At 65.5% G+C, this 25,246-nt stretch carries 23 protein-coding genes; 10 read left to right on the plus strand and 13 right to left on the minus strand.

Annotated elements, in window-relative coordinates; genetic code table 11:
- Positions 1-37: 37 nt before the first annotated feature.
- From SSO01S_RS07570 to dnaK, 4 genes are all read right to left on the minus strand, one after another.
- Positions 38-1,366: an ATP-binding protein gene (locus SSO01S_RS07570; protein WP_066797520.1), complete on the minus strand. Its 1,329-nt coding sequence runs from the start codon at positions 1,364-1,366 to the stop codon at positions 38-40.
- Positions 1,363-2,088 carry a response regulator gene (locus tag SSO01S_RS07575; protein ID WP_066797782.1) on the minus strand — a complete coding sequence of 242 codons (726 nt, stop codon included), beginning with the start codon at positions 2,086-2,088 and terminating at the stop codon, positions 1,363-1,365. The genes SSO01S_RS07570 and SSO01S_RS07575 overlap by 4 nt, the downstream gene beginning before the upstream one ends.
- A gap of 63 nt (positions 2,089-2,151) precedes the next feature.
- Positions 2,152-3,273, minus strand: coding sequence for a molecular chaperone DnaJ (gene dnaJ / locus SSO01S_RS07580; RefSeq protein WP_066797523.1), 1,122 nt, complete (start codon positions 3,271-3,273; stop codon positions 2,152-2,154).
- Between the two features lie 137 nt (positions 3,274-3,410).
- Complete coding sequence (gene dnaK / locus SSO01S_RS07585) at positions 3,411-5,315, minus strand: molecular chaperone DnaK (RefSeq protein ID WP_066797525.1); 1,905 nt, start codon at positions 5,313-5,315, stop codon at positions 3,411-3,413.
- A 160-nt stretch (positions 5,316-5,475) separates the two neighbouring features.
- Here dnaK and SSO01S_RS07590 point away from each other — a divergent pair, with 160 nt between their 5' ends.
- Entirely contained in the window at positions 5,476-5,910 is a 435-nt protein-coding gene (locus tag SSO01S_RS07590; protein ID WP_066797785.1) for a copper chaperone PCu(A)C, read from the plus strand.
- On the opposite strand, the gene SSO01S_RS07595 is transcribed toward SSO01S_RS07590, so the two are convergent.
- Positions 5,907-7,322, minus strand: coding sequence for a S41 family peptidase (locus SSO01S_RS07595; RefSeq protein WP_066797527.1), 1,416 nt, complete (start codon positions 7,320-7,322; stop codon positions 5,907-5,909). The genes SSO01S_RS07590 and SSO01S_RS07595 overlap by 4 nt on opposite strands.
- A gap of 110 nt (positions 7,323-7,432) precedes the next feature.
- Here SSO01S_RS07595 and SSO01S_RS07600 point away from each other — a divergent pair, with 110 nt between their 5' ends.
- From SSO01S_RS07600 to SSO01S_RS07610, 3 genes are all read left to right on the plus strand, one after another.
- Complete coding sequence (locus SSO01S_RS07600) at positions 7,433-7,960, plus strand: PH domain-containing protein (protein WP_066797529.1); 528 nt, start codon at positions 7,433-7,435, stop codon at positions 7,958-7,960.
- Positions 7,961-8,008: 48 nt separating this feature from the next.
- Positions 8,009-8,422 (plus strand): vgr related protein, encoded by a 414-nt coding sequence (locus tag SSO01S_RS07605; RefSeq protein ID WP_066797788.1) that lies wholly within the window; start codon positions 8,009-8,011, stop codon positions 8,420-8,422.
- Between the two features lie 814 nt (positions 8,423-9,236).
- On the plus strand, positions 9,237-9,464 hold the full coding sequence (locus SSO01S_RS07610) for a hypothetical protein (RefSeq protein ID WP_157073681.1): 228 nt from the start codon (positions 9,237-9,239) through the stop codon (positions 9,462-9,464).
- 91 nt (positions 9,465-9,555) lie between these two features.
- On the opposite strand, the gene SSO01S_RS17980 is transcribed toward SSO01S_RS07610, so the two are convergent.
- Positions 9,556-11,109: a hypothetical protein gene (locus SSO01S_RS17980; protein WP_066797535.1), complete on the minus strand. Its 1,554-nt coding sequence runs from the start codon at positions 11,107-11,109 to the stop codon at positions 9,556-9,558.
- A 154-nt stretch (positions 11,110-11,263) separates the two neighbouring features.
- Between SSO01S_RS17980 and thrS the strand changes: the two genes are divergently transcribed.
- The 4 genes from thrS (at position 11,264) to SSO01S_RS07635 (ending at position 15,261) form a co-directional block, all read left to right on the plus strand.
- A complete protein-coding gene (gene thrS, locus SSO01S_RS07620; RefSeq protein WP_066797538.1) occupies positions 11,264-13,252 on the plus strand; it encodes a threonine--tRNA ligase in 1,989 nt (662 codons plus the stop codon).
- 26 nt (positions 13,253-13,278) lie between these two features.
- Positions 13,279-13,710, plus strand: a complete 432-nt coding sequence (locus SSO01S_RS07625) for an acetyltransferase (protein ID WP_245646651.1) — start codon at positions 13,279-13,281, stop codon at positions 13,708-13,710.
- 52 nt (positions 13,711-13,762) lie between these two features.
- Positions 13,763-14,296, plus strand: coding sequence for a translation initiation factor IF-3 (infC, locus tag SSO01S_RS07630; RefSeq protein ID WP_066797543.1), 534 nt, complete (start codon positions 13,763-13,765; stop codon positions 14,294-14,296).
- A 455-nt stretch (positions 14,297-14,751) separates the two neighbouring features.
- The gene (locus SSO01S_RS07635) at positions 14,752-15,261 is read left to right on the plus strand and encodes a hypothetical protein (protein WP_066797545.1); all 510 of its coding nucleotides are present in this window, start codon (positions 14,752-14,754) and stop codon (positions 15,259-15,261) included.
- 173 nt (positions 15,262-15,434) lie between these two features.
- Here the strand turns inward: SSO01S_RS07635 and SSO01S_RS07640 are convergent, their stop codons facing one another.
- The 6 genes from SSO01S_RS07640 to SSO01S_RS07665 form a co-directional block, all read right to left on the minus strand.
- Positions 15,435-15,821, minus strand: a complete 387-nt coding sequence (locus tag SSO01S_RS07640) for a VOC family protein (RefSeq protein ID WP_066797547.1) — start codon at positions 15,819-15,821, stop codon at positions 15,435-15,437.
- Between the two features lie 12 nt (positions 15,822-15,833).
- Complete coding sequence (locus SSO01S_RS07645; protein WP_066797549.1) at positions 15,834-18,584, minus strand: [protein-PII] uridylyltransferase; 2,751 nt, start codon at positions 18,582-18,584, stop codon at positions 15,834-15,836.
- 47 nt (positions 18,585-18,631) lie between these two features.
- Entirely contained in the window at positions 18,632-18,937 is a 306-nt protein-coding gene (locus SSO01S_RS07650) for a hypothetical protein (RefSeq protein ID WP_218000345.1), read from the minus strand.
- Between the two features lie 56 nt (positions 18,938-18,993).
- Positions 18,994-19,569 (minus strand): nucleotide exchange factor GrpE, encoded by a 576-nt coding sequence (gene grpE, locus SSO01S_RS07655; protein ID WP_066797561.1) that lies wholly within the window; start codon positions 19,567-19,569, stop codon positions 18,994-18,996.
- A 12-nt stretch (positions 19,570-19,581) separates the two neighbouring features.
- Positions 19,582-20,625 (minus strand): heat-inducible transcriptional repressor HrcA, encoded by a 1,044-nt coding sequence (gene hrcA / locus SSO01S_RS07660; RefSeq protein ID WP_066797563.1) that lies wholly within the window; start codon positions 20,623-20,625, stop codon positions 19,582-19,584.
- A gap of 378 nt (positions 20,626-21,003) precedes the next feature.
- A complete protein-coding gene (locus SSO01S_RS07665; RefSeq protein WP_157073682.1) occupies positions 21,004-21,519 on the minus strand; it encodes a DUF6438 domain-containing protein in 516 nt (171 codons plus the stop codon).
- 92 nt (positions 21,520-21,611) lie between these two features.
- Between SSO01S_RS07665 and rph the strand changes: the two genes are divergently transcribed.
- Together rph and rdgB are read left to right on the plus strand one after the other, a co-directional pair.
- Positions 21,612-22,325: a ribonuclease PH gene (gene rph, locus SSO01S_RS07670; protein ID WP_066797569.1), complete on the plus strand. Its 714-nt coding sequence runs from the start codon at positions 21,612-21,614 to the stop codon at positions 22,323-22,325.
- On the plus strand, positions 22,322-22,969 hold the full coding sequence (gene rdgB / locus SSO01S_RS07675) for an RdgB/HAM1 family non-canonical purine NTP pyrophosphatase (protein ID WP_066797572.1): 648 nt from the start codon (positions 22,322-22,324) through the stop codon (positions 22,967-22,969). The genes rph and rdgB overlap by 4 nt, the downstream gene beginning before the upstream one ends.
- Positions 22,970-22,979: 10 nt before the next feature.
- On the opposite strand, the gene SSO01S_RS07680 is transcribed toward rdgB, so the two are convergent.
- The gene (locus tag SSO01S_RS07680; protein WP_066797575.1) at positions 22,980-25,121 is read right to left on the minus strand and encodes an outer membrane beta-barrel family protein; all 2,142 of its coding nucleotides are present in this window, start codon (positions 25,119-25,121) and stop codon (positions 22,980-22,982) included.
- Positions 25,122-25,246: the final 125 nt, after the last annotated feature.

The raw sequence follows: 25,246 nt of genomic DNA on the forward strand, positions 1-25,246 counted from the left end.
TAGGGGGAGCGGCTGACGCCGCCAAACCGAGCCGGCGCTAGAGCGGCAGCGTGACCGTGGCGGCGAGCCCGCACGGCTCGCGATTGCGGAGCGTCAAATCGCCGCCATGCGCGCGCGCCGTCCCTCGCGCGCTCGCCAGGCCAAGCCCGATACCGCCCGTGTCGCGATTGCGCGATCGCTCGCCGCGGAAAAAGGGTTCGAAGGCGCGCTCGATATCTTCGGGAGACATGCCCGGCCCTTCGTCCTCCACCTCGATCCGTACCTGATCCCGATCCGCGAAGATGCTCACTTCCGCGCTGCCCGTATATTTGATTGCGTTGCCGACCAGATTGCCCAGCATGGCCTTGAGCGCGGCGGAGTTGCCATCGATCACCACAGGATCCCCGGGAGCGAGCGACACCGCTGCGCCCCGGTCGCTGAGATCGTCGATAACGGTCTCGGCCAGCGAGCGAAGATCCAGCGGCCTGCGTTCGAGTGCGGTGTTGGTATCGCGCACGTAGGAAAGCGTTGCGGCGACCATCGCTTCCATGTCGCGAATGTCGCCCTCGCACGAGGTGCGCAATTTGTCGGGCGCGGCCTCCAGTCGCAGGCCCAGCCGCATCAACGGGGTTCGCAGATCATGCGCGACCGCGCCCACCACGGTCGCCCGGTCATCGACATAGCGATTGAGCCGCCCCTGCATCCGGTTGAACGCGGATGCCGCATCGGCGATCTCGGCGGGTCCCTGAATGGGGATTGGCGCAGTGCGCGGATCGCGGCCAAGGCGCTCTGCGGCCTCGGCAAAGGCGGCGATCGGCTTGGTCAGCCGCCGCGCCAGCGTCCACGCGAACGGCGCGACCGCCGCAGCCGAGAGGATCAGCCACAGCAGAACGAACCAGCGCCACCTTTCGAACCTGCTCGATCGGACGACCGTCCATGTGCCGTCCTGATTGCGCAGCGTCGCGATGAAATCGCCGATCACGACAGCCGTGCGTGCGGCATCGACGCTGGCCGGCGCAACCGGAGCGGGAATACCGGCGCGGTTATAGATCTGCTCGCGCTGGAGGAACGGCAGGGGGAAGCTGATCTGGATGCGTTCGGGATCGACACGCAATGCCGTGGCGATGGCGAGCGCAAGCCGCTCGGCGCGCGGATTCCACTTGAAATTCTCTGGCTTGCTGGTGCGTTCGACAGAAAAGGTATCGGTTTGATCCGAGCCGCGGGCAAGCGCGTCGGCGACCTCACCCACCGTGAATATCCGTGCCGCCGGAGACTGGACGGCAATCAACAGGACGACGTTCATCAACTGGACGACGCCGACGCAGATCAGCATGAGCAGGAAGACGCGGAGGAACAGCGGCGAGCGCGGCGCCCCCAGTATCTTCATCCGCGCGCGACTCTCGGCACGAACAGATAGCCTTCGTTGCGAACCGTGCGGATGATCTCGTCTCCGCTGGAGCGCAGCTTGCGGCGCAGGCGGCTCACCTGAACATCGATCGCGCGATCATAGGCATCCGAATCCGGGCCGCGCGCCGCCGCAAGCAGCGCCTCGCGCGACAGCACACGGCGAGGACGTTCGATGAAGACCCGGAGCACCGCGAATTCACCATCGGTCAGGCCGACGAGCACTCCCTTTGGATCGAACAGCTCGTGGCTGCCCAGATCGATCCGCCAGCCATCGAAGGAGTAAACGTCACTCTCAATCGACGCGGTCTGGGCCCCGCGCTTGCGGAGCGCAGCTCGCACGGTCGCCAGAATCTCACGCGGGCTGCACGGCTTGGGAAGATAATGACTCGCGCCGACCTCCAGCCCAAGGATCCGATCCTGCTCCTCGCCCAGCGCGCTGAGCAGCACGATCTCCGGCCCGTCCTTCTGTGCGATGCGGCGGCAGGCCGAGAGGCCATCCTCACCGGGCATCATCACGTCCAGGATGACGAGATCGACCTGGGTTCGCGCCAGAATCAGGTCCATGTCACGGGCATTGGATGCCGTCTCGACCTTGTAACCGCGCGCGCCAAGGCTGTTCGCCAGGAGCATGCGAATGTCGCGATCATCGTCAACGACCAGCAGGGTGGCCGAATCATCTACCGGGATGGGAGCATTGAGCATGTTGCCGCCTTTAACCCCATATGCGTCTGCGATGTTGCGCAAAAATCGCGCGGGGTTCGTCTCTTATCCGAGCGCCGACTTGATCTTGGCGAAAAAGCCCTGGCTCTCGGGGCATTCCTCGCCGGTTTCGGTGCAGCGGAATTCCTCCAGCAGCTCGCGCTGCTTCGCCGTCAGCCTGGTCGGCGTCTCGACGGTCAGCTCGACCACCAGATCGCCGCGTCCGCGTCCTTGCAACACCGGCATGCCCGCGCCGCGCTGGCGCACCTCGCGACCGCTCTGCGTGCCCGGCGCGATCTTCACGACATGCTGTTCGCCATCAAGGCCGGGCAGCGTGATCTCACCGCCAAGTGCGGCAGTGGTGAAGCTGATCGGTGCGCGTGCATGGAGCGTCGTGCCCTCACGCTCGAAGATCGCATGCCGCTTCACATGGAGGAAGATGTAGAGGTCGCCCGAAGGCGCACCGCGCGCGCCGGCCTCACCCTCGCCCTGAAGGCGAATGCGGGTGCCTTCGTCGACGCCGGGCGGCACGTTGATCTTGAGCGTCTTGGTCTTGTCGATACGGCCTTCGCCGCGGCAATGCTTGCAAGGGTCGGCGATCACCTCGCCGGCGCCGTGACAGGCGGGGCAGGCACGCTCCACCATGAAGAAGCCCTGCTGCGCGCGCACCTTGCCATGGCCGCCGCAGGTCGAGCATTGCTTGGCCTGGGTGCCTGGCTTCGCACCCGTGCCGTTGCACGGATCGCACAGGCCGGAAACATCGACGGTGATCTCGCTGGTGCTGCCGTGAAAGGCGTCTTCCAGCGTGATTTCCATGTCGTAGCGCAGGTCGGCACCACGACGGTTCGGCCGGGCACCACCGCGCCCGCCCATGAACTCGCCGAACACGCTTTCGAAGATGTCGCTGAACGCGCCGAAATCCTGGGCACCGCCATGGAAACCGCCGCCACCGCCGCCATTCTTGAACGCGGCATGGCCGAAACGGTCATAGGCAGCGCGCTTTTGCGGGTCCTTCAGGACCTCATAGGCTTCGCTGACCGCCTTGAATTTGGCTTCGTGGTCCTTGCAGCCGCCATTCTTGTCGGGGTGATATTTCATCGCGAGCTTGCGATAGGCGGATTTCAGCGTCGCATCGTCCGCCGTGCGCTCGCATTCCAGCAGCTCGTAATAATCGACTTCGGTGGTCATTTGAAAAGCCCTCTCCCCTTCAGGGGAGAGGGTTGGGAGAGGGGCAGTACGCCAATAACAATCGACATCGCTCGCCTCTTCCCAGCCCCCTCTCCCCGGCCCTCTCCCCGCAAGCGGAGAGAGGGAGGGAGGTTAAGTTACGCCTTGTTGTCGTCCACTTCCGAGAATTCGGCGTCGACAACTTCCTCGCCACCGGCCTCCGGCGTCGCATCCGCAGCCGGCGAAGCTTCTGCCTGCTGCTGCTTCTCGTAGATCGCCTGGCCAAGCTTCATCGCCACCTGGGCGAGGTTCTGCGACTTGGCCTGCATGTCGTCGGCGTCACCGCCTTCGATCGCAGACTTGGTCGAGTCGATCGCTGCCTGGATTTCTCCCTTGAGTGCTTCATCGACCTTGTCGCCATTCTCCGCGAGCTGACGCTCGGTGGTGTGGACGAGGCTTTCGGCGTTGTTCTTGGCTTCCGCAGCCGCACGACGCTTCTTGTCCTCTTCGGCAAAGGCTTCGGCATCGCGGACCATCTGCTCGATGTCTGCGTCGCTGAGGCCGCCCGAGGCCTGGATGCGGATCTGCTGCTCCTTTCCGGTACCCTTGTCCTTCGCGGACACGTTCACGATGCCGTTGGCGTCGATGTCGAACGTCACCTCGATCTGCGGCACGCCGCGCGGCGCCGGCGGGATGCCGACCAGATCGAACTGGCCGAGCAGCTTGTTGTCCGCCGCCATTTCGCGCTCGCCCTGGAAGACGCGGATGGTCACCGCCTGCTGATTGTCATCGGCAGTCGAATAGACCTGGCTCTTCTTGGTCGGGATCGTGGTGTTGCGGTCGATCATGCGGGTGAACACGCCACCCAGCGTCTCGATGCCGAGGCTCAGCGGAGTCACGTCGAGCAGCAGCACGTCCTTGACGTCGCCCTGAAGCACGCCCGCCTGGATCGCCGCGCCGATCGCCACGACTTCGTCGGGGTTCACGCCGGTGTGCGGCTCCTTGCCGAAGAACTCCTTCACGATCTGGCGAACCTTGGGCATGCGGGTCATGCCGCCGACCAGCACCACTTCGTCGATCGCGCTCGCCTTGACGCCAGCATCGGCCAGCGCCTTGCGGCACGGCTCCAGCGTGCGCTGGATCAGCTCCTCGACGAGGCGCTCCAGCTCGGCGCGGTTGATCGTCTTCACCAGATGCTTCGGCCCGTTGGCATCGGCGGTGATGAAGGGCAGGTTCACTTCGGTGCTCTGCGCCGACGAAAGCTCGATCTTCGCCTTTTCGGCGGCTTCCTTCAGACGCTGGAGCGCCAGCTTGTCCTTGGTCAGGTCGATGCCCTCGGCCTTGCGGAAATCTTCCGCGAGGAACTGGACCAGCTTGGAATCGAAATCCTCGCCGCCCAGGAAGGTGTCGCCGTTGGTCGCCTTCACTTCGAACACGCCGTCGCCGATCTCGAGGATCGAGACGTCGAACGTGCCGCCGCCAAGGTCATAGACCGCGATGGTCTTGCCGTCGTTCTTCTCGAGGCCATAGGCCAGCGCAGCCGCGGTCGGCTCGTTGATGATGCGCAGCACTTCAAGGCCGGCGATCTTGCCGGCGTCCTTGGTCGCCTGGCGCTGCGCGTCGTTGAAGTAAGCGGGAACGGTGATGACCGCCTGGCTGACCGTCTCGCCGAGATACGATTCGGCGGTTTCCTTCATCTTCTGCAGGATGAAGGCCGAGATCTGCGACGGCGAATAATCCTCGCCCGCCGCCTGCACCCATGCGTCGCCGTTCGAACCGCGCACGATCGAATAGGGCACCAGTTCGGTGTCCTTCTTGGTGACCGGATCGTCGAAGCGGCGGCCGATCAGGCGCTTCACCGCGAACACGGTGGAATCCGGATTGGTCACCGCCTGGCGCTTGGCCGGCTGGCCGATCAGCCGCTCGCCATCCTTGGCGAAGGCGACGATGGAAGGCGTGGTGCGCGCGCCTTCGACATTCTCGATAACCTTGGGCTTGCCACCCTCCATCACCGCGACGCACGAATTGGTCGTGCCGAGATCGATACCGATTACTTTAGCCATGGTCCCTCGTTGGCCCCTAATAAAATCAAAAGCTTGGCTACCCGCGCCCCTTTCAAGCGGCGACGCAGACACCCGTTACGCCAAGCGATATAGGTGCGCTTGCGCTTGCCGCAAGTCGGGCGAGTTTCTAGGGCAATTCCCGAATTGGGAGACTATGGTGATGCGTGCATTTCTGGGGATCGTTTCGCTGGCGGTACTTTCCGCCTGCCAGCAGCCGGCGGAGCTGAAGGCCGATCAGGCCTGGGTGCGCCTTCCCGCGGCCGAGGGCCGCCCCGGCGCGGCCTATTTCACCGTCCATGGCGGCGACCAGAGTGACACGTTGCTGAGCGTCACCACCCCCGCCGCGCTCCGCACCGAATTGCATGAAAGCATGAAAGGCGAGCACGGCATGATGGCGATGAAGCCGATCACCGACGTGGCGATCCCCGCGCGCGGAAGCCTCGCCTTCGCGCCCGGCGGCAAGCATGTGATGCTGTTCGACCTCGGCCCGCGCGTCGCGGCGGGCCAGCGCATCCCGCTCAAGCTCAGCTTCGCCGGCGGCAAGACGCTGGAGGTTGAGGCCATGGTGGTCGGCGCGGGCGACGCGGCGCCCTAAAGACCCGCGACCCAGGCCTTGATCGCGTCGGTCTCATCCATCGCGCCGGGATAGATGCGTTCCGGCACATAGGGGCCGAAATCGCCCAGCCCCACCGCCACCTTCTGCAACGTCGAGAAGGTGCGCAGCCCCGAGGGCAGGGTGATTTCGCGAACCTCCATGTAGCGGGTCGCCATGTCGGTCGCCTCGCCCACGTGCAGCGCGCCCATCCGGCGCAGCAGATTGGTGAAGATCAGGCATGAGCTGAAGCACGCCCGGTCGGTGAGCACGACAAGCCGCCCGCGCATCGCGCTGGCCGGAAGCCTGACGGGAGGCTTCTGCACCGCCGCTGCAGTGTTGCGTGCGCATGCCGGCAGCGCGGGCGCGAAGCCGCGCTTCTCGGCCAGCGCCTTTTCCATATCGTCTTTCACCGCGGCCCAGCTCGTATCCCGCGCCGTCAGCAGCTCGAGCGTCTGCAAATTGTCCGGGCTCGCCCGCCAGAACGCGCCGCTACAGGCCGGGACGCTGCTGCCCGCCGCGGCGATGCGCGCCTTGCCCGCGAGCAGCTCGGCGATTTCGCTGCCATAGGCCGAATTGCCGCCGCCATTGCCGCGCAGGTCGATCACCACCATCGCCGCCGCCCGCAGCGCATCGCGCTGGGCGCGCACCGCCTCCACCACGTCCGCAGCGCTGGCGTTCATCGTCTGCAGTGCGATCCAATAGCCGCCGGTGAAGGCGCTGACGCCCATCCCCGCCTGCGCCGGCCGCAATGCCGAGACCATCACGGGCTGCAACTGGGCCTGGGCGATGGCGCGCCATTTCAGCGTGAGCGTGACCTCGCCGGTCGCCGTGGCGAACACGCACGTCCCGGGCCGCTCGATAAACGGATTGCCGTCATCGAGCAGCAGCGTTGGCGCGCGACGCGCCATATCGGCCTCGATCGCGGGATTGCCTCCGAACCGGCCGATCCGGCCGCGCGCCCAGCCATCCGCGTCATGGCCATCGCACGACAGCAGCCGCGCGCCCTCCAGCGCCGGCTCGCCGTCCGCCGCCTGCTGCGCCCCGACCACCCATTGGCCGCCGCGCCGCACGATCGCCAGCCCCGCCCAGCGCCGGCGGACCCAGCCGATATCGGTTGCGTTCGACCAGATATGGCCATCGCGGAAATCGGTGGCGAGGCCCTGCATCAGCGCCGCATAGCCGCCATAGCTCTCGACCCTGGGCAGGCGCTCTGCGACATGCGCGCGGGCCTGTGCCAGCCTCGACTGGAATTCCTTGTCGCCAAGCTCGGGTGCGGCGCCGGGGTGATGCTCGGCGATCAGCGCCAGCGCGGCCTGCGCATCGGTCCGCGCCAGCATCTGCCAGCCATTGGCGTCCTGCGCAGCAGCCGGCACCGCGATCAGGCACAGGAACACCCACAGCAATTTCCGCATCGAACCCCTCCCTTTTGCGCGCTCCACTAGGCGCGTTTGAGCATACCGCAAGATCGCTGGCGACGAAGATGCGACCGAGCTATGCTTCCTTGATCCGGAGGCCCGATCCCATGACCGTTCCGCTCGACATTTTCCGTTCCTCCACCTGGGGCTGGCTGCGCGGCACGCTGGCGGGATGGGGCACGATCCTGCTGATCGGCATCGGCCTGTTCGCCACCCTTTATTTCCGCGCGCAGGGGACGTTGACCGGCAGCGCGTGGATCGCGCCGGTCGCGCTCGCGGCGGGCCTGGCCATTGTGCTGGCCAAATGGATCGCGAACCTTGCCGTCACCTATGAAGTCACGCCGGACCGGCTGATCCTCCACAAGGGCATATTGGTGAAGTCGATCGACGAGATCGAGCTTTACCGGGTGAAGGATGTCCGCATCGATTTCACCATCATCAATCAGATGGCCGATATCGGCACGATCACGATCACCTCGTCGGACGAAACCACGCGCGAGGCCCCGCTGGTGATCCCGCACATCGAACGCGCCCGCGCCCGACGCGAGAAACTACGCGAGCTGGTCAATGCGGCACGGTTGTCGCGCGGGGTGCGCGAGATCGACATGGTGCACGAGGATTTCGGGCAGAACTGAACCGTGTCGCGCGCGCTGACCGAGGGAGAGATACGCCTCGCCCGATCCATGTTCGGCGACGCGCTGGATTATGCGAAGGTTCGGATCGCGAACCGGAAATGGGCTTTCTTCCAGCCCGCCCGGACCACGATGGCCCCGCGCGGCACGATCCATTTTCATCCGAAGGGCGGCCTCTATGCCGAGGATTTCTCGACCGCGCCGATCCATCTGCAGGGGCTCTTCATCCACGAGATGGTGCATATCTGGCAGCACCAGCAGGGCATGTTCCTGCCGCTCCGCCGCCACCCCTTTTGCCGCTACGATTATGCGATCAAGCCGGGCCAGCCTTTCGAACGCTATGGCATCGAGCAACAAGCGATGCTGGTCCAGCATCTGTTCCTGATCCGGGCTGGCGTTGGCGTCGCGGGCGCACCGCCAATCGAGCAGTATGAGAGCATTCTCCCTTTCGTCGGCGTCCGCTGATGTGTCGCTAGCTGCCCGTCCGCTTCTGGCGCCCGTTAGGCTCAGCCTGAACGGCGGGAATGGATGGGTTACTTACCGTCCGCTTCGAGAGGCGGAAGGTGAAAAGCGGCGTTCCTTCGACGGCTCCACGCCGTATGGACTATCAGGATAAGACCGCCAACTGCGCCAGAGGCATAACTCGCCATGTGGGCCCAAGCGTCTGCCGAAAACGCGACATGCTTGGCCGGTGGAATGACCTCGCTCCAGCCTCCCGGCACCGCCGCAACGTCCGTTGCCACTAAAGCTGCACCCAAAAGCCCGGCGAGTAAGGCAAGCGCGCCGCTCGTAAGCATCAATGCAATTATTGGACGGCGCAGTTCGGTAAGCGTGAGGCGTGGTGCCCGCCCTGCCCTAGCAGCAACAGCAAGGCCGATGCCCAACGGTAGCCCAACCCACCAGGTCGCGATTATACCCCAGCCTAATGCCAGCAGGAAAGGTGAGTCAGTGGGGAACACCGGCGGATGCGCAATGGTGAAATACTCGACACACACATGCGCTGTGACCTGATCGTGTAAGACCCCGTAAGTGATGGCCGCGAAGGTTGCGAAAGCTACTATTCGGGCCGTTTCGAAGCCGCGCGCTTCCGGGTTTGGGCTGTCTTTCATCCGCTGACTGTAGTCCCTAGCTCGCCATATGGCGATGAATGCTTTCAGGGATACGTTCGCTACGACTCAATGTCTGCGTCGGATCGAAGGCGGCCAGACTGCTTTTCTTTTCCAAAGCAGCCAGAAGCACACATTTCTGCGGTGACTTGTTGCAATCACGCGAACAGATTGTGCATATCTGGCAGCACCAGCAGGGCATGTTCCTGCCGCTTCGCCGCCACCCCTTTTGCCGCTACGATTATGCGATCAAGCCGGGCCAGCCCTTCGAGCGCTATGGCATCGAGCAACAGGCGATGCTGGTCCAGCATCTGTTCCTGATCCGCGCGGGCGTCAGCATTCCGGGCGCGCCGTCACGGGAGCAGGTTGAGAGCATCCTGCCGTTCCGGGGCGGGGATTGAGCGCGGCTCCCGCCCGCAACCTGGCACGCGGCTGACCAGACGAACCCCCGTTTCGACGTGCGCGTCACCCCGGCCTCGTGCCCCTCCCCCGCTATTCCGGTGCCTGGTCTGAGACCTTGCCCGGCGGGGGACCGCGACGGGGCGGCTCGGGCGCGGTGAAATCGCTGTTGCGCAGGGGCGCGGCGGGGCGATCGATCTGCGGGGACGGCGCCGGGGTCCAGTCGAGTTTGGCTGGCCGCCGCTCGGGCGGCGCGGGCCGGGGTTGCACAGCGGGCGCAGGAGGCGCGACCGGAGCCGGGCGAACCTGCACGGGCTGCGGCGCAGGCGGAGCGACCGGGGTCGGGCGGATCTGAACCGGCTGGGGCGCCGGACTCACCGGCTGCAAGCGCGGCGGACGCCCCTCGCCCCGATCGGGACGGTAGGGACGCTCGACGACTGGCGGCGCGGGAGGGGCCGGCGTCGGGCGCACCACCGGCTGCGGCGTGGGTGCAACCGGCTGGACGCGCGGGGGGCGGTTTTCGCTCCGATCAGGACGGGGAGGCGCGGGCATAGTCGCGGGAGCCGAGGGCTGAACTGGAGGCGGGGGCGGTGTCTCGACTCCGGATGCGGGCCGAGGGGGCCTTGCGGGGCGCGCCTGTGGGACGGACGGGCGCGCGGGCGGCACATTTGCCGCCGGGGGCGCGGGCCGACGATCGTTCAGTGCAGGGCGTCCGGGGCGATCGTCGCGCGCCGGTGCTGCGGGCCGCCCGCCCGGTACCATCGGCTCCATCAGCGCCGGATCGAATGCGCCCGGCGCGCGATCCGGGCGGCGCGGCGGCTGCTCGCCCCGCGGGTGCGGCGGCGGCGTACCTGCATTCGGCCTGGGCTGCGGACGATAGCCAGGTGCACCGGGGCGGCGCGGAGCGACGCCCGCCGGCGGTGCGCCACGGAGATCGTCGCGGCGCCAGCGATCGAAATCGCGCGCCTCCCCGATCCGCCGGACACGCTCATTTTCCAGCCGCCGCCTGCGATCCTTCCCTTCGGCACTGTTGCGATAGACGCGCCATGCCGAATGGCGGGCGTGCCCCAGATCCCATTGCCCCAGGAACGACAGGATCGGCCCGCTCATCTCGACCCACAGATAGGGATCGATGCCGTAGCGCTCGCGCTCCATCGCGCGCTTGATCAAACGGGCGCGTGCGAACAGGATCTGGCCGCGCGCGGGCCGCTTACCCCATTGGGCGCGCGGCACAACCCCGCCGTCAGGGCCATAGAGCATCGCCAGCTTCGTGCCGGTAAAGCCAAAGCTCGCCCCCGGCTCGACGACAAGGAACGGGCTCTGCGCGCCCGGTGCGAAATAATAGCTGCGGATGCCGCCCTGTTCCCCGGCATCCTCCACCATGATCTGGTGCCCGTCGGCGGTTTGCCAGGCCCATGGCTCCAGTCCCTCATACGGGAAGCTATAATCGGGCGGGGCGTCGCCGATCGCTTCCCACAATGCGTCGGCCCGATCGATCCACGAATAATCGCTAAGCTTGGCCACCGGCCCTCGAACCGCTGTCTTCTTCGCGCGCTGCGGTACGGCTTCGGCGGGCATGGCGGTGATTGCGGAAAGTCCCAGAACTGCGGCCATCGCCGCCACCCTGATCGATCGATCCTGCGTCATCTTTGCCTCACTCCCCTGCAATTCGTCACGCCATACATCTTGCGCCGCCGCTGAACGGGGAATGACTACGCGCCGCCCTTGCCTATATTGCACGAGCGAAGGCATAAGCGCCGCTCTTCAATCCCCAACAGAAAGCCCCGATCCCGTGTCCGAGATGTTCCGCATTACGCTGCCCGACGGTTCCGTCCGCGAGGTAGCCCCGGGGACTACCCCGGCGGACATCGCTGCGGCGATCGGTCCGGGCCTTGCCAAAGCGGCGATTGCAGCCCGCGTTGATGGCGAGCTGCGCGACATTGGCCGCCCGTTCGAAGGCGATAGCCAGCTGGCGCTCATCACCAACAAGAACGAAGCCGACGCGCTGGAACTGGCGCGCCACGATTTCGCGCATATCCTCGCCGAAGCGGTGCAGGCTTTGTGGCCGGGCACGCAGATCACCTTTGGTCCGGCGACCGATGATGGTTTTTACTATGACGTGATGGCCCCGGCCAATCGCGATCCCTTCTCGATGGACGATCTGCCGGCCATCGAAGAAAAGATGCGCGAGATCATTCGCGCCGATAAGCCGCTGCGCCGCGAAGTCTGGACGCGCGAAGCATTGATCGAAAAGTGGACCGCCGATGGCGAGAAGTTCAAGGCCGAATGGGCCGCCGAGCTTCCCGAGAATGAAGAGCTGACGGTCTATTGGTCGGGCAGCGACTGGCTCGACATGTGCCGTGGCCCGCACCTTGCCTCGACCGGCAAGCTCGATCCGCAGGCGTTCAAGCTGATGCGCGTGGCGGGTGCCTATTGGCGCGGCGATCAGAAGAATGCGCAGCTGACGCGCATCTATGGCACCGGCTGGCTCAACAAGAAGCAGCTCGACGAGCATCTCTTCAAGCTCGAGGAAGCCGCCAAGCGCGACCACCGTAAGCTGGGCGCGGAGATGGACCTGTTCCACCTCCAGCAGGAAGCGCATGGCAGCGTCTTCTGGCACCCCAAGGGCTATATGATCTGGCGCGAGCTGGAGGCCTATATGCGCCGCGCGATCGACGGCGCGGGGTATAAGGAAGTGAAGACCCCGCAGGTGATGGACGCCCGCCAGTGGGAGCAATCCGGCCATTGGGGCAAGTATCGCGAGAACATGTTCGTCATCCCCGACGAAGTGCCGAACGTCGACGACGAAGGCCCGATCGTGTCGGACGCGGCCGAGTGGATGGCGCTCAAGCCGATGAACTGCCCGGCGCACGTCCTGATCTTCCGCCAGGGGATCAAGTCGTATCGCGATCTTCCCTTGCGCTTCTACGAGAATGGCTGCTGCCACCGCAACGAGCCGCATGGCGCGCTGCACGGGCTGATGCGCGTGCGCCAGTTCACGCAGGACGACGCCCACATCTTCTGCCGCGAGGACCAGATCGTCGACGAGGTCCGCGCCTTCTGCGCGCTCGCGGACCGGGTCTATCGGGCGTTCGGCTTCACTTACTCGATCAAGCTCGCGCTGCGCCCCGAAAAGCGGTTCGGGACCGAGGAGATGTGGGACCAGGCCGAGAACGAGCTGCGCAACGCCGTGGCTGCGGCCGGGCTCAACACGCCCGAATATGGCTGGGAAGAGCTGCCCGGCGAAGGTGCCTTCTACGCGCCCAAGCTCGAATGGCACCTGACCGACGCGATCGGGCGGACGTGGCAGGTCGGCACGATCCAGTCGGATCGCGTGCTGCCCGAGCGTCTCGACGCCAGCTATGTCGGCGAAGATGGCGAGCGCCACCGCCCCGTAATGCTGCATCGAGCCATCTTTGGCAGCTATGAGCGCTTCATCGGCATCCTGATTGAACATTTCGCAGGCAAGCTCCCCACCTGGCTCGCCCCGGTGCAGGCGGTGGTAGCGACGATCGTGTCGGATGCGGATGATTATGCCCGCGAGGTGGTGGCCAAGCTCAGGGCGGCGGGCGTCCGCGTGGAGAGCGACCTGCGCAACGAGAAGATCAACTACAAGGTGCGTGAGCACAGCCTGGCCAAGGTTCCGTACCTGCTCGTCGTCGGCAAGCGCGAGGCGGACGAAGGCACGGTGGCGGTGCGCACGCTGGGTTCGCAGGGCCAGGAGTTGCTGAGCCTCGATTCCGTGATCGAGCGGCTGGTGACCGAAGCCACCGCACCCGATCTCAGGTGAGAATCCGGAACGGTACCCCCGCCGATGTGCCCCGCGCGCTGGAGATCTGGCGCGCGGCGGTCGATGCGACGCATGGCTTCCTGACCGAAGCGGACCGCGCCGAGATCGACACGATGGTGGCGGAGCAGTTCCTCCCCAACGTGGCGCTGTTCCTGGCAGAGGACGCCGCCGGGGTGCAGGGCTTCCTGGTCATGGACGGCGAGATGATCGACGCGCTGTTCGTCGATCCCGCCATGCACGGACGCGGCGTGGGCACGCTGCTGCTCAATCACGCGCTTTCGATCGCGCCGGGCGCGACTGTCGACGCAAGCGAACAGGCCGACAACGCCCTGCCCTTTTACCTTGCCCGTGGCTTCGAAATAATCGGGCGCAGCGAAACCGATCCGCAGGGCCGCCCCTATCCGCTGATCCATCTTCGGCATGCACCGCGCGGTGCTGCTTTCAAATTGCGCGCCTAATGACTATATCGCGCACAGGAATCACCTAGGAGCAAATCTTATACGTCCTCCCATGACCCGGCGCCCCCTGGCGCCACCGCCGATGAATGGTCCGCGGTTCAACGAATTCATCCAGTCGCCCAAGGTCCGCGTGATTGATCATGAGGGCGAAAATCTCGGCGTGATGTACACGCGCGAGGCGATTGCGCAGGCGCAGGAAGTTGGGCTCGACCTTGTCGAAGTGTCGCCGAACGCCGATCCGCCCGTCGCCAAGTTCCTCGACGTAGGCAAGTTCAAGTACGAGGCCCAGAAAAAGGCGAACCTCGCCCGCAAGAGCCAGAAGACGCAGGAGATCAAGGAGATCAAAATGCGTCCGAACATCGACGATCATGATTATGAGACGAAGATGAAGGCCGTGCACAAGTTCATCGGCGAAGGCGACAAGGTGAAGATCACCCTGCGCTTCCGCGGCCGCGAGCTGAGCCATGGCCAGCTCGGCATGGCGCTGCTCAAGCGCGTGCAGGACGACACCGCCGAGGACGCCAAGGTGGAGAGCTATCCGCGCATGGAAGGCCGCCAGATGCTGATGGTGCTCTCGCCCAAGTGATCGCGCGACACCGCTGAACGATAGAAGGGCGGGGCTGCGGCTCCGCCCTTTTGGATTCGCGCGCTTTCGAAACCGGAGCGGAAGGTTACACAAAAGTGACACCAAGAACGGGTGCGCCGCCGCGAATAGTCCCAATGTTCGCACTGCCCGACAGCGGGCTTCAAACCAGCGATTTCAAAGAGCAGGCGGCAGGGCCGACCGGCTTAGCCCAAGCAGGCGAAATCCTACATTGCAAGCATCTCGTTCAGCCGCAGGCATTGGCCAGCGCGGCGGGGTAAGACGCGCCCCCACCCTCCCCCGTTCGGGGGAATGACAGGCGCACCGGCGATGGCCAGCAGGTGAACGGGAACCAACGCCCTCGATTGTGAAAATGCCGGCCGAAGTTGGCATCCATATCTGCCGATCCGTGTGAAATACGGGCGGCAAACCGTTGCGATCCATGGGGAGGAGATCGAATGCATGGTAAGACCGCAAAGCTGCTGACGATTACGGGTGCGCTGTTATTCGCGTCCACCGCCAATGCCGACGAAAAATCGGCATGGGCCAAATATGAGGCACGCGTCGACGGCATCCTGCTGGCGATCCACCAAGGTTGGGAAACGGGCGAAGCATCGGAAGGCCGCCGCCAGCGCGTGAAGGAACTCTGCAAAGGCGTCACGCGGGACAGCACCGGTGGACAGGGCTATGTGCTCCCAACCTGGGCGCGATCGCTGATCACCGCCTGCGGCTATGTCGACGAGCTTGGCGGCGCGAACCCGGATACGATCTGGTCCTCAAGGGACGCCAAGATCAACTGCAAGCAGATGCAGGAAGATGCCAAGGCGATGCTGAAGGCCAAGCCGGTCAAGGTGGCGCCTTCCGTCGAGGAGAAAACGCGGCATCTCGGAACCGATCTGCTGTTCTTCTACGAAGGCGGCTGCAAGGGGAAGAAGACCGCGAGGAACGCCTATCACCTGGTGGGCTGACTTGTGTCGGGCCGGCTCGAGGGCCGACTTCGGGGCTTTGCGCCGTCCCCGCGCAAGCGGGAACCGGCGATGCGAGCGATGCGCTTTGGGCTCTGGGTCCCCGCTTTCGCGGGGATGACGGCTATATAATGGGGTGGCCGCCTTTGGTCACCGCCACGCGCGCGAGGAGCGCGTCAGGCTGCGGCCGGCGGCTCCCACAGCTCGATCGGGTTGCCTTCGGGATCGTGGATCCGGGCGAATTGCCCCGTCTCCGGAGAGTTCCACTCGTCCTTGACGGTGATCTCGATCCCCGCCGCGTTCAATTGATCGAGCAGGCTGTCGAGATCGGTCACCCGCAGATTGATCATATGCTGCTTGTCCGCAGCGAAATAATCGGTGTCGGCCTTGAAGGGGGCGAAGACCATCGGGCCGCCGGCGGTGGTCCAGACCCATTGGTTGACCACCCCCTCACCGGTGCCGTCGCAGCCGCCGCCGACGTTCAGATGCTCGCGATACCAGGCGTTCAGCGCGTCAGGGTCCTTCGCGCGGAAGAAGAGGCCACCCATTCCGATCACCGGCATCGTCCGTCTCCTTCAAGCCGCCTGCGCCACGCTCCCATCCCCCGAAGCCGCATCGAGCAGCCTTCGCTCGATCGTCTTCAGCCGGGCAGCGCTCTCGATCTTATCGCCCAACAGATCGGTGAGATAGAAGGTATCGACGGCGCGCTCGCCATAGGTGGCGACATGCGCCGAATGGATCGTGACCTTTGACTGGAACAATGCCTGCGCCAGATGGAAGAGCAAAGCAGGCCGGTCGCGCGCATTGACCTCGATCACGGTGAAGCGGTTCGATGCCTTGTTGTCGATCAGCACATTGGGCTCGATATTGAACGCATCGGCGCGAAGGCGCGGCAGCGGGCGGCTCTTGAGCCGTTCGGACAGCTTGGCGCGGTTGGCCAGCGCATCGGCGATGCTCATCTTGATCCGCTGGAGCTGCTCGTCGCCATCGAAGGGGCGGCCGAGCGGGTCCTGAACGAGGAAATTATCGAGCGCCATGCCATCGCGGGTGGTGTGGATGCGCGCATCGATGATGTTGCCGCCGGCGACATGGATCGCGCCCGCGATCCGATAGAACAGCCCCGGATGATCCGAGGCATAGACCGTGACCAGCGTCGCGCCGCGTTCGGGATAGACCTGTGCTTCCACCGACAATTGCGCATCCACGGCGGCATCGATCTGGCGGGCGTTGCGTTCGAGCACGTCGAGCGGCTCAGCGATCCAATAGGATTCGGTCAGTCGCTTCTTGAGCGCGTCCATGCGCCTGGCGTTCCAGCCGAGTATGCCGGCGAGCGCTTCCTGCTTGGCGGCCACGCGCTCGCTGCGGCCCTTTTGCTTGTGGCCGAGGCGCAGCACTTCCTCTGCGGCTTCGAACAGATTGCCGAGCAACTGGCGCTTCCAGCCGTTCCACACGCCGGGGCCGACCGCGCGGATATCGACGATGGTGAGGATCAGCAGCAGGCGCAGCCGCTCCGGGCTCTGCACATGCTCGGCGAAATCGAGGATCGTCTTGAAATCGGAAAGGTCGCGCTTGAACGCCGTGGCCGACATCAGCAGATGCCAGCGCACCAGCCAGGCGACATTTTCGGTCTCCGCAGGGGTGAGCCCCAGGCGCGGACAGAGCCGTTCGGCCACCTCAGCACCCAGCACCGAATGATCGCCGCCGCGCCCCTTGGCGATGTCATGCAGCAGCACCGCGCAATAGAGCACCCGGCGGCTGACGACCTGCTGGAAGATGCCGCTGGCGAGCGGATGATCTTCCTTGAGCTCGCCCTTCTCGATCTGGCTGAGCAGCCCGATCGCGCGGATCGAATGCTCGTCCACCGTATAATGGTGGTACATATCGAACTGCATCTGCGCGACGACGCGACCGAATTCGGGCACGAAGCGGCCGAACACCCCGCTCTCGTTCATCCAGCGCAGCACGGTTTCGGGATCGCGCGGGCTGGTCAACACATCAAGGAAGAGCGCGTTGGCGCGCGGATCGGTGCGGACGCCATCGACCAGCCGTGCGTCGCGCGCAGCGGCGCGCATCGCGAGTGGATGAATCTCCAGCCCGTGCAGATCGGCGAGCTGGAACAATTCGATCAGCCGGACGGGATTTTCCGCGAAGAAATTGTCGCGCGGGATCGCCAGCCGCCCGCGATCGAGGCTGAAGCCGTTGAGCTTGCGCGGGCTGCGGAACAGCGAGGTGAAGCCGAAGCGCGAACCACGCGCGGCGAACTTCTCATCGAGATGCGCAAGGAAGACGCCGGTGAGGTCGCCGACCATCTTCGCCTGGAGAAAGTAGAAGTGCATGAAGCGCTCCACCTTCGACTTCCCCGGCCGATCCGAATAGCGCATCCGCTCGGCAAGCTCGCGCTGGACGTCGAAGGTCAGGCGATCCTCGGGCCGGTCGGTGATCAGATGGAGCTGGTTGCGCACCGCCCAGAGGAAATTCTCTGCACGGCGGAACTGACGGAATTCGTGCGCGGAAAGCAGCCCTGCCTCGACCAGCTCGGAAGGCTCGCGGACATTATAGGCGTATTTGCCGATCCAGAAGAGCGTGTGGAGATCGCGAAGGCCGCCCTTCCCCTCCTTGATATTGGGTTCCACCACATAGCGGCTGTCGCCCATGCGCTTGTGCCGCGCCTCGCGCTCGGCCAGCTTTTCGGCGATGAAGGCGCGGGCGGTGTCGTGCTGGACCTCCGCCTTGAAGCGGCGCGCGGCCTCGTCATACAGGCCGGTATCGCCCCAGACATAGCGCGCCTCCAGCAGTGCCGTGCGGACGGTGACGTCGGCCTTGGCCTGGCGCACCATCTCGTCGAGCGAGCGCGACGAATGGCCGACCTTGAGCTGCATGTCCCATAGCGAATAGAGCATGGATTCGATCACCTGCTCGCTCCAGCCGGTGACCTTCCACGGCGTGAGGAAGGCGATGTCGATGTCCGAATGCGGGGCCATCTCGCCGCGCCCATAGCCGCCGACCGCGACGAGCGTCATGCGCTCGGCCGCGCTGGGATTCGAATTGCGGTGCAGCCGCTCGACGGTGAAATCCCAGAGCAGGCGGAGGAGCTGATCGATCAGGAACGCGCCCGCCGCCGCCGCTTCGAGCCCGCGCGAGGGATGCTCGGCGATGCGGCGCGCAATCTCGGCCCGGCCGGCATCTAGCGCGAGGCGCAACTCGGCGGTGGCCGCCTGGCGCAGCGCCGCCTCGTCCTTCGCCTCCAGCATCGCGAGCTTTTCGGCCACGCCGCGGCGATCGATCAGCGCGCGGCGGTTCGGGACGGAATCGAAGCGGGAGGACATAGCAAGCGAATAAGGCTGAACCGGCGGCTAGTCACCCCGGACGTTGCTCAACCGCGCATCCACCAGAGCGCCAGCGTCGCGATCAGCCCGAAAGCGTATAGCGGCCCAAAGATGATCTTGGTGCGGCCCGCGAGCCATTGCGGCAGGTAGATATCGAAATTGGGCCGACGATCCGAAGTGTAGCGCGCCGCAACGCGCTGCAACGGGCACTCCCCGCCATTGAGCGCGAGGACGGCGCATTCCACTGCGACGACGGCAATGAGCATGAACGCCGCCCGGAAATCGCCGATCCACGCCATGACCGGTATGGCCAGGACACAGCCAGCGAAAAGCGCCCAGATCGCTGAGTGCACGCCTTTCAGGAAACGCAACCGGCCCCGATCGCCCAAGGCCGACTGCGCGCGCAAATTCAGTCCGGCTTCTTCGCCACGCCCACCAGCGCGGGGCGCAGCAGGCGATCCTTGATCATGTAGCCCGACTGGATTTCCTGGACGATCGTGCCCGGCTCCGCATCGGCCGAGGGCACCTCCATCATCGCCTGATGCCGGTTGGGATCGAGCGCTTCGCCCATCGCCACGATCTTCGAGATGCCGTGGCGCGCGAACACCGAATCGAGCTCGCGGCCCGTCGCCTCGATACCGGTGACCAGCCCCTTGAGCTTTTCGTCCTCGCGCAGCTCGGCGGGAAAGGCGGAAAGCGCACGCGAGAGATTGTCGGCTACCGAGAGCACGTCGCGCGCAAAGGCGGTTGCGGCATAGGTCTTGGCGTCCTGCGCTTCCTTCTCGAAGCGGCGGCGGACATTCTGAGTCTCGGCCTGGGCGTAGAGAACCGCAGCCTTGGCCTCGGCCAGCTCGGCCTCCAATTCGCTCAGCCGGTCATGCTCCGCGACTTCGGGCGCAGCCTCGGCAGTTTCCTCACGCAGGTCGAGCGCCTCGTCCTGCGGTTCGTGAGCCTCGGTGGTGTCCATCTTCTTGTCTTTCGCCATATCTCTTCTTGTTCAAGCAAGTAACCGGGCCAAAGTGGCCGCCGTGAAATCCACCATTGGCACTACGCGCGCATAATTCAACCGGGTCGGGCCGATCACGCCCACCACGCCGACCACGCGACCATCGAGCGCGCGCACCGGCTTGGCGATCACCGACGAGCCGGAAAGGGCGAAGAGCTTGTTCTCCGATCCGATGAAAATGCGCGTCGCCTCGCCTTCGCTGGCGCTGTCGAGCAGGCGGGCGATCTCCTCCTTGCCCTCAAGCTCGTCGAGCAGCTGGCGGACGCGATCGAGATCCTCGGCGGCGGTGGCGTCGATCAGCCGCGCCTGGCCGCGCACGATCAGCACCGGGCGGCGGCCGCCATCCTCGCTCCACACCGCAAGCCCGCGCTCGACCAGAGCGGCGGCGGCGCTGTCGAGCGCGGCACGCTGCGCCTTGAGATCATGGGCGATACGGCGCTGGGCCTCGCTGAGCGTCACCCCGCCGAGCATCGCGGTCAGGTAGTTGCTCGCCTGTTGGAGCGCCGCGACGTCCATGCCGCCGGGCAGCTCGACAACGCGATTCTCGACCGAGCCGTCTTCGCCGACAAGCACGGCGAGCGCGCGATCATGGCTGAGCGGCACGAAGCTGAACTGGCGGAGCACCGGCTCTGCCTTGGGCACCAGCACAAGCCCCGCACAGGCGGACAGGCCGGAGAGGGCGGCGGTGGTGCCGGCAAGGGCATCCTCGACCGGTCCGGCCTGCCCCGCGCGCATCTCGATCGCGGCGCGCTCCTCGGCGGAAGGGGCACTGGCCTGCATCATGCCGTCGACGAACAGGCGGAGCCCGATTTCGGTGGGCATGCGCCCGGCGCTGGTATGCGGCGCGGCGAGCAGGCCAAGCTCCTCGAGGTCCTGCATCACGTTGCGGATCGAGGCGGGCGAGAGATTGAGCGCGGAAATCTTCGAGATCGTCCGCGATCCCACCGGCGCGCCGGTATCCAGATAGGAATCCACCACGATCCGGAACACGTCGCGCGCGCGATCGGTCAGTTCGTGGATGGGGGGTGTGATCATTGGGTCCTATGTAGCGAGTCTCGGCCGTGCGCCAAGCACACGCGGGGTCAAATCATTGTCCCCTCGCCTCTCGTTCGGGGCGGCCAGACTGTGAACCCACAGCAACGGCGTTGGGCGTGCCGGCGAACGACCGACTATGGGCGGGAAGCCGTCATTCCCCACGTCCGCACCCGTCATCCCGGACCTTTTCCGGGATCCACCTGGCGGCACTCGATGGACAAGAGACTCCGGCCTAAACACTCGCAGCTTGGTGGACCCCGGAACAAGTCGGCGATTATCTGTTTGCGCCAAGTAATCCACGTCATCCCCGCGAAAGCGGGGATGACGAAAAGGGGTCGTGAGCCGACCGACCGCTTTTACAAAGTCCATAGCCTCCCCTCAGGGCCGCTCGCCGATCAGCGCTTCGAGCGCGCGGACGGTTTCGGGCGCGCTGCCGATCGCTTCGGCCATGTCCTGATTATCGTCCATGTCGCAGCCGAAATAGAAAGCGAGCGACTGGCTGTCGCCGATCGCGCGGGTCCAGGTGATGTCGGCGCTGGGCAGGTCGGTCGCCGCCGAGCGGCAGAGCGCCTTGTTGTCGGGCGTGTAGCGCGCCGTACCGCTTTTGGGGCGATAGGGCGCGAGCTTGGCGGCGAAGGCTTCGTATTCGGAGCGGCTGAGCTTGAACTCGCGGGTGCCGGTGGCCGCGGTGAAGCGCTTGCCTTCGAAAATGCCGGTGCCGTCCGGGCGGAGCGTGACGACATAGACCGGGCATACGCCGAAGCAGGGGCCGGTTTCGTAGCGGATCGAATCGCCCTCGATCGCGACCGGCGCATCGGGAAGATCGGGGCGACCATCGCGTGCGCACCCCGCCAGAACCAGCGCCGCCGCGCCCAACGCCACCCAATGCCGCATCTTCCGTCTCCTACAGCGGACCCGCCGCAACACTGGCGCGTTCCACCGTTCGCGTCTACGTGGCGGCATCTAGTTTACAGGAGAATGAACCGATGCGCCCATCCGGCCGCGCCCCCGACGAAATGCGCAGCATCAGCATCGAGCCCCATTTCACGCGTCATGCCGAAGGATCGGTGCTGATCGGCTTTGGCGACACGCGCGTGCTGGTGACCGCGAGCATCGAGGAGCGGATCCCGCCATGGCTGCGCGGCAAGGGCGAAGGCTGGGTTACCGCCGAATATGGCATGCTGCCCCGCGCCACCCACACGCGCGGCAGCCGCGAGGCGGCCAAGGGCAAGCAATCGGGCCGCACGCAGGAGATCCAGCGGCTGATCGGGCGCTCGCTGCGCGCAGTCACCGACCTCAAGCTGCTCGGCGAGCGCCAGATCACGCTCGATTGCGACGTGCTCCAGGCCGATGGCGGCACGCGCACGGCGGCGATCAGCGGCGCATGGGTGGCGCTGCGGCTTGCGGTCAACGGCCTGCTCAAGTCGGGCGCGCTGACGGTGGATCCGATCCAGCATCAGGTCGCTGCGGTCTCGTGCGGCATCTATCAGGGCACTCCTGTGCTCGACTTGGATTATGACGAGGATTCGAACGCGGACGCAGACGCCAATTTCGTTTTGCTCTCCAACGGCCAGATCGCCGAGGCGCAGGCGACAGCGGAGGGCGCGACCTATGACGAGGAAGGGCTGCTCCGCCTGCTCCGCCTCGCCCGTATCGGCTGCGGCCGGATCTTCGAGGCCCAGCTGAAAGCCGTGCAATGAACGGACCCGACGAAGGTATTGGCGGGGACGCCCCTCAGGCGATCCGCAAGCTTGCCCCCGGCAGGCTGGTGATCGCCAGCCACAATGCGGGCAAGGTGCGCGAGATCCGCGCGCTGCTGGGGCCGTTCGGGATCGAGCCGGTTTCAGCGGCGGAACTCGACCTGCCCGAGCCGGATGAGACCGGCACTACCTTCGTCGCCAACGCCGAGCTCAAGGCGCTGCAGGCCGCCGATCTATCCGGCCTGCCCGCGCTGGCCGACGATAGCGGCCTGTGCGTCGATGCGCTGGGCGGCGATCCGGGCATCTTCTCGGCGCGCTGGGCGGGCGAGAGCAAGGATTTCGGCGTTGCGATGCGGCTGATCGAGGACAAGATGGCCGCGCTGCCGCCCGAAACGGGGCGCGACGCCCACTTCATCTGCGCGCTCGCGCTGGCCTGGCCCGACGGCCATGTCGAATGGTTCGAAGGGCGCGTGGACGGCACCTTGGTATGGCCTCCGCGTGGGGAACACGGCTTCGGCTATGACCCGATGTTCCTGCCCAACGGCCATGCAGAGACGTTCGGCGAGATGGACCCCGAGGCCAAGCACGCGATGAGCCACCGCGCGGATGCCTTCAACCAGCTCGTCGCGGCGGTGCTCGACTAAAGCCCCGGCGTCACTGGCCTGCGGCCCCTGCGCCCGAATCGAATTCGAAGCCCGGCTCGCGCTGCTTGCGGCCGCCCGGATTGCCGAAATTATAGGTCGCGCTCAGCAGGAAAAGGCGGCCCGGGCCGCGCTGCTCGATCCTGTCGCGGATCAGCGGCGTGCGGATCACGGTCACCTGCTTGGCGGTGTCGAGCACGTTCTGCGCGGTCAGCACCAGGCTGAAGCGCTCGTCGAACTTGCGGCGATAGCCGAGATTGAGCACGCCCGCGGACTCGCGATAGCCCTGCGCGACGAGCTGGCGGCCCGAATAGGTGGCGTTCAACTGGAAAAAGTCCTTGGGCGTCGGCTGCCAGCTCAGATTGGCGCGGACCGTGCCGCTGGTGCCCGAGCGGCGCGCCGCGATGCCCGCGGTGCGCGGATGGATCTCGTTCCAGTAAAGGGTCGCCGAGGCATTGTAGCTGAGCGTCTTGCTGAGCTTGCCATTGGCGATCAGTTCGCCGCCGGCGCGCTGGCTGGTCGCGAGATTGGCCCGGCTGGTGAGGAACACGCCGCCGCCCAGATCGGTGACGACATCGGTGACCCCGTCGCTCGATTTGCGATAGAAGCCGGTCAGCGCATAAAAGGTGCCGCCGTCGCGCATCTGCCAGCCAAGCTCGAACGAGTCCGTCGTCTCGGGCCGCAACGCGGAATTGCCCTGCCGCAGGTTCTGCGGATCGACATAGAGAGGATAGGGATAGAAATCCTGCGCCGAAGGCCGCTGGATGCGACGGCTATAGCTGCCGCGCAGCTTCTGCTTCGCCGAAATCTCATAGCCCGCATGGAGCGTGGGATAGGCGCGGAAATAGCCGTCGCTCACCGTATCCACTTCATAATCGACCTGCTCCAGGCGAAGTCCCGGCTGAAGCTCGAACTTGCCCAGATCGAACTTGAACGTGCCGTAGACCGCGTGGATCGCTTGATCGAACTTGAAGCGATTGTTGAGCCCGGCGATCGGCGCCAGCGCGGCCCAGCTTGCGCCGCGCAGACCGGTGGCGCGGAAATCGTTCTGCGAGAGATCATATTGATAGCCGATGTTCAGCGACTGCCCCTCGCCCATCGGCCGCTTGTAATCGAGCTTCGCTTCGTAATCGCGCCGGACGGCGACATTGCCGATCCGCTCATAGCCGGGAGCACCGCCGCCCAGGCTGGGCGTGGTGACCGCATCGATCTCGCGCTTCATCTTCATGCGATCGATCTCGAGGTCGGCGACCAGTTCGTGATCCTGGCCGATCGTGTGGCGCCACGAAGCGCGCCCGGATCCGCTGCTGTTGCTCATCCTGCTATCCGAACGGCGGACATAAGCCGAGGACGGGCTGGTGAAATTGTCCACGCGCCTGGCCTCGGCCCGGCCGTCGCGATAGCCGAGCTCGGTGCTCAGCCGGTTCTTCTTGTCCAGATCGTAATCGGCGCCGAAGCGGGCATTGGCGAAGCTGATGGTGTTGCGCGCCAGCGATTCCTGACGGCTGTCGATAAAGCCGTTCGAGAGCACATCGAAGCGCGAGCGCTGCTGGTTGCTGCCCTGCTCGGTGTGCAGCCTGCGATATCCGGCGTCGCCGGTGAGCGTGAGGCCGGGCTTTGACAGGACTCCGTTTACGTTGAGCCCCGCGCTCTCGCGGCTGGCCAGGGTCGGGCGGATCGTGCCCGATCGCGCGCCGGGCCGCGCCTGCTTGGTGACGAGGTTGATGACGCCGCCCGATCCTTCCGGGCTCATCGCGGCCGAGGGATTGGTGATGACCTCGACCCGCTCGATCTGGTTCGCCGGCATGGATTGCAGCACGGTGGCGCGCGAATCCCCGTTCATCATGGCCGAGGGGCGGCCATCGACGAGGATCTTCACGCCCGGATCGCCGCGCAGGCTGACCCGCCCTTCCAGATCGACTTCGACGCCGGGCACGGCGCGTAGCGCATCGGCGACGGTACCGTTCTGCGCCTGGAGATCATTGGCGATGTTGAAGCTCATCCGATCGGGCGCGGTGCGGACTTCGGCGGTCTTGCCGGTGACCACCACTTCGTTCGACTTGTCGGGCGCGGGCTTGTCCTGCGCCTGCGCGATTGCCGGGACGCACACTGCGAGAACGATCAGCGATGCGGAGAGCTGGAAGCGGGATTTCATTGTGACTGCCTTTGGTGACTGATGGACCGGCCCTGTCCCGCGCCACGATGAGCGGCATGAGCCATTGCTGATATTTCAGTGAAATCGCCCCCAGCGCTCACACTGTAATGGTGTGGTACTTCACC

The organism is Sphingomonas soli NBRC 100801, assembly GCF_001591025.1.
In the GTDB taxonomy this organism is placed as follows: domain Bacteria; phylum Pseudomonadota; class Alphaproteobacteria; order Sphingomonadales; family Sphingomonadaceae; genus Sphingomonas; species Sphingomonas soli.

What these genes read in the sequence shown, in the direction of transcription:
- SSO01S_RS17980 (WP_066797535.1), bottom strand. Translation starts at nt 11,109, where the DNA reads ATGACGCAGGATCGATCGATCAGGGTGGCGGCGATGGCCGCAGTTCTG.
- grpE (WP_066797561.1), bottom strand. Translation starts at nt 19,569, where the DNA reads ATGGCGAAAGACAAGAAGATGGACACCACCGAGGCTCACGAACCGCAG.
- SSO01S_RS07595 (WP_066797527.1), bottom strand. Translation starts at nt 7,322, where the DNA reads ATGCGGAAATTGCTGTGGGTGTTCCTGTGCCTGATCGCGGTGCCGGCT.
- dnaK (WP_066797525.1), bottom strand. Translation starts at nt 5,315, where the DNA reads ATGGCTAAAGTAATCGGTATCGATCTCGGCACGACCAATTCGTGCGTC.
- SSO01S_RS07645 (WP_066797549.1), bottom strand. Translation starts at nt 18,584, where the DNA reads ATGTCCTCCCGCTTCGATTCCGTCCCGAACCGCCGCGCGCTGATCGAT.
- SSO01S_RS07570 (WP_066797520.1), bottom strand. Translation starts at nt 1,366, where the DNA reads ATGAAGATACTGGGGGCGCCGCGCTCGCCGCTGTTCCTCCGCGTCTTC.
- SSO01S_RS07600 (WP_066797529.1), top strand. Translation starts at nt 7,433, where the DNA reads ATGACCGTTCCGCTCGACATTTTCCGTTCCTCCACCTGGGGCTGGCTG.
- SSO01S_RS07635 (WP_066797545.1), top strand. Translation starts at nt 14,752, where the DNA reads ATGCATGGTAAGACCGCAAAGCTGCTGACGATTACGGGTGCGCTGTTA.
- rph (WP_066797569.1), top strand. Translation starts at nt 21,612, where the DNA reads ATGCGCCCATCCGGCCGCGCCCCCGACGAAATGCGCAGCATCAGCATC.
- infC (WP_066797543.1), top strand. Translation starts at nt 13,763, where the DNA reads ATGACCCGGCGCCCCCTGGCGCCACCGCCGATGAATGGTCCGCGGTTC.
- SSO01S_RS07590 (WP_066797785.1), top strand. Translation starts at nt 5,476, where the DNA reads ATGCGTGCATTTCTGGGGATCGTTTCGCTGGCGGTACTTTCCGCCTGC.
- rdgB (WP_066797572.1), top strand. Translation starts at nt 22,322, where the DNA reads ATGAACGGACCCGACGAAGGTATTGGCGGGGACGCCCCTCAGGCGATC.
- SSO01S_RS07640 (WP_066797547.1), bottom strand. Translation starts at nt 15,821, where the DNA reads ATGCCGGTGATCGGAATGGGTGGCCTCTTCTTCCGCGCGAAGGACCCT.
- thrS (WP_066797538.1), top strand. Translation starts at nt 11,264, where the DNA reads ATGTTCCGCATTACGCTGCCCGACGGTTCCGTCCGCGAGGTAGCCCCG.
- SSO01S_RS07575 (WP_066797782.1), bottom strand. Translation starts at nt 2,088, where the DNA reads ATGCTCAATGCTCCCATCCCGGTAGATGATTCGGCCACCCTGCTGGTC.
- SSO01S_RS07605 (WP_066797788.1), top strand. Translation starts at nt 8,009, where the DNA reads ATGTTCGGCGACGCGCTGGATTATGCGAAGGTTCGGATCGCGAACCGG.
- dnaJ (WP_066797523.1), bottom strand. Translation starts at nt 3,273, where the DNA reads ATGACCACCGAAGTCGATTATTACGAGCTGCTGGAATGCGAGCGCACG.
- SSO01S_RS07680 (WP_066797575.1), bottom strand. Translation starts at nt 25,121, where the DNA reads ATGAAATCCCGCTTCCAGCTCTCCGCATCGCTGATCGTTCTCGCAGTG.
- hrcA (WP_066797563.1), bottom strand. Translation starts at nt 20,625, where the DNA reads ATGATCACACCCCCCATCCACGAACTGACCGATCGCGCGCGCGACGTG.
- SSO01S_RS07665 (WP_157073682.1), bottom strand. Translation starts at nt 21,519, where the DNA reads ATGCGGCATTGGGTGGCGTTGGGCGCGGCGGCGCTGGTTCTGGCGGGG.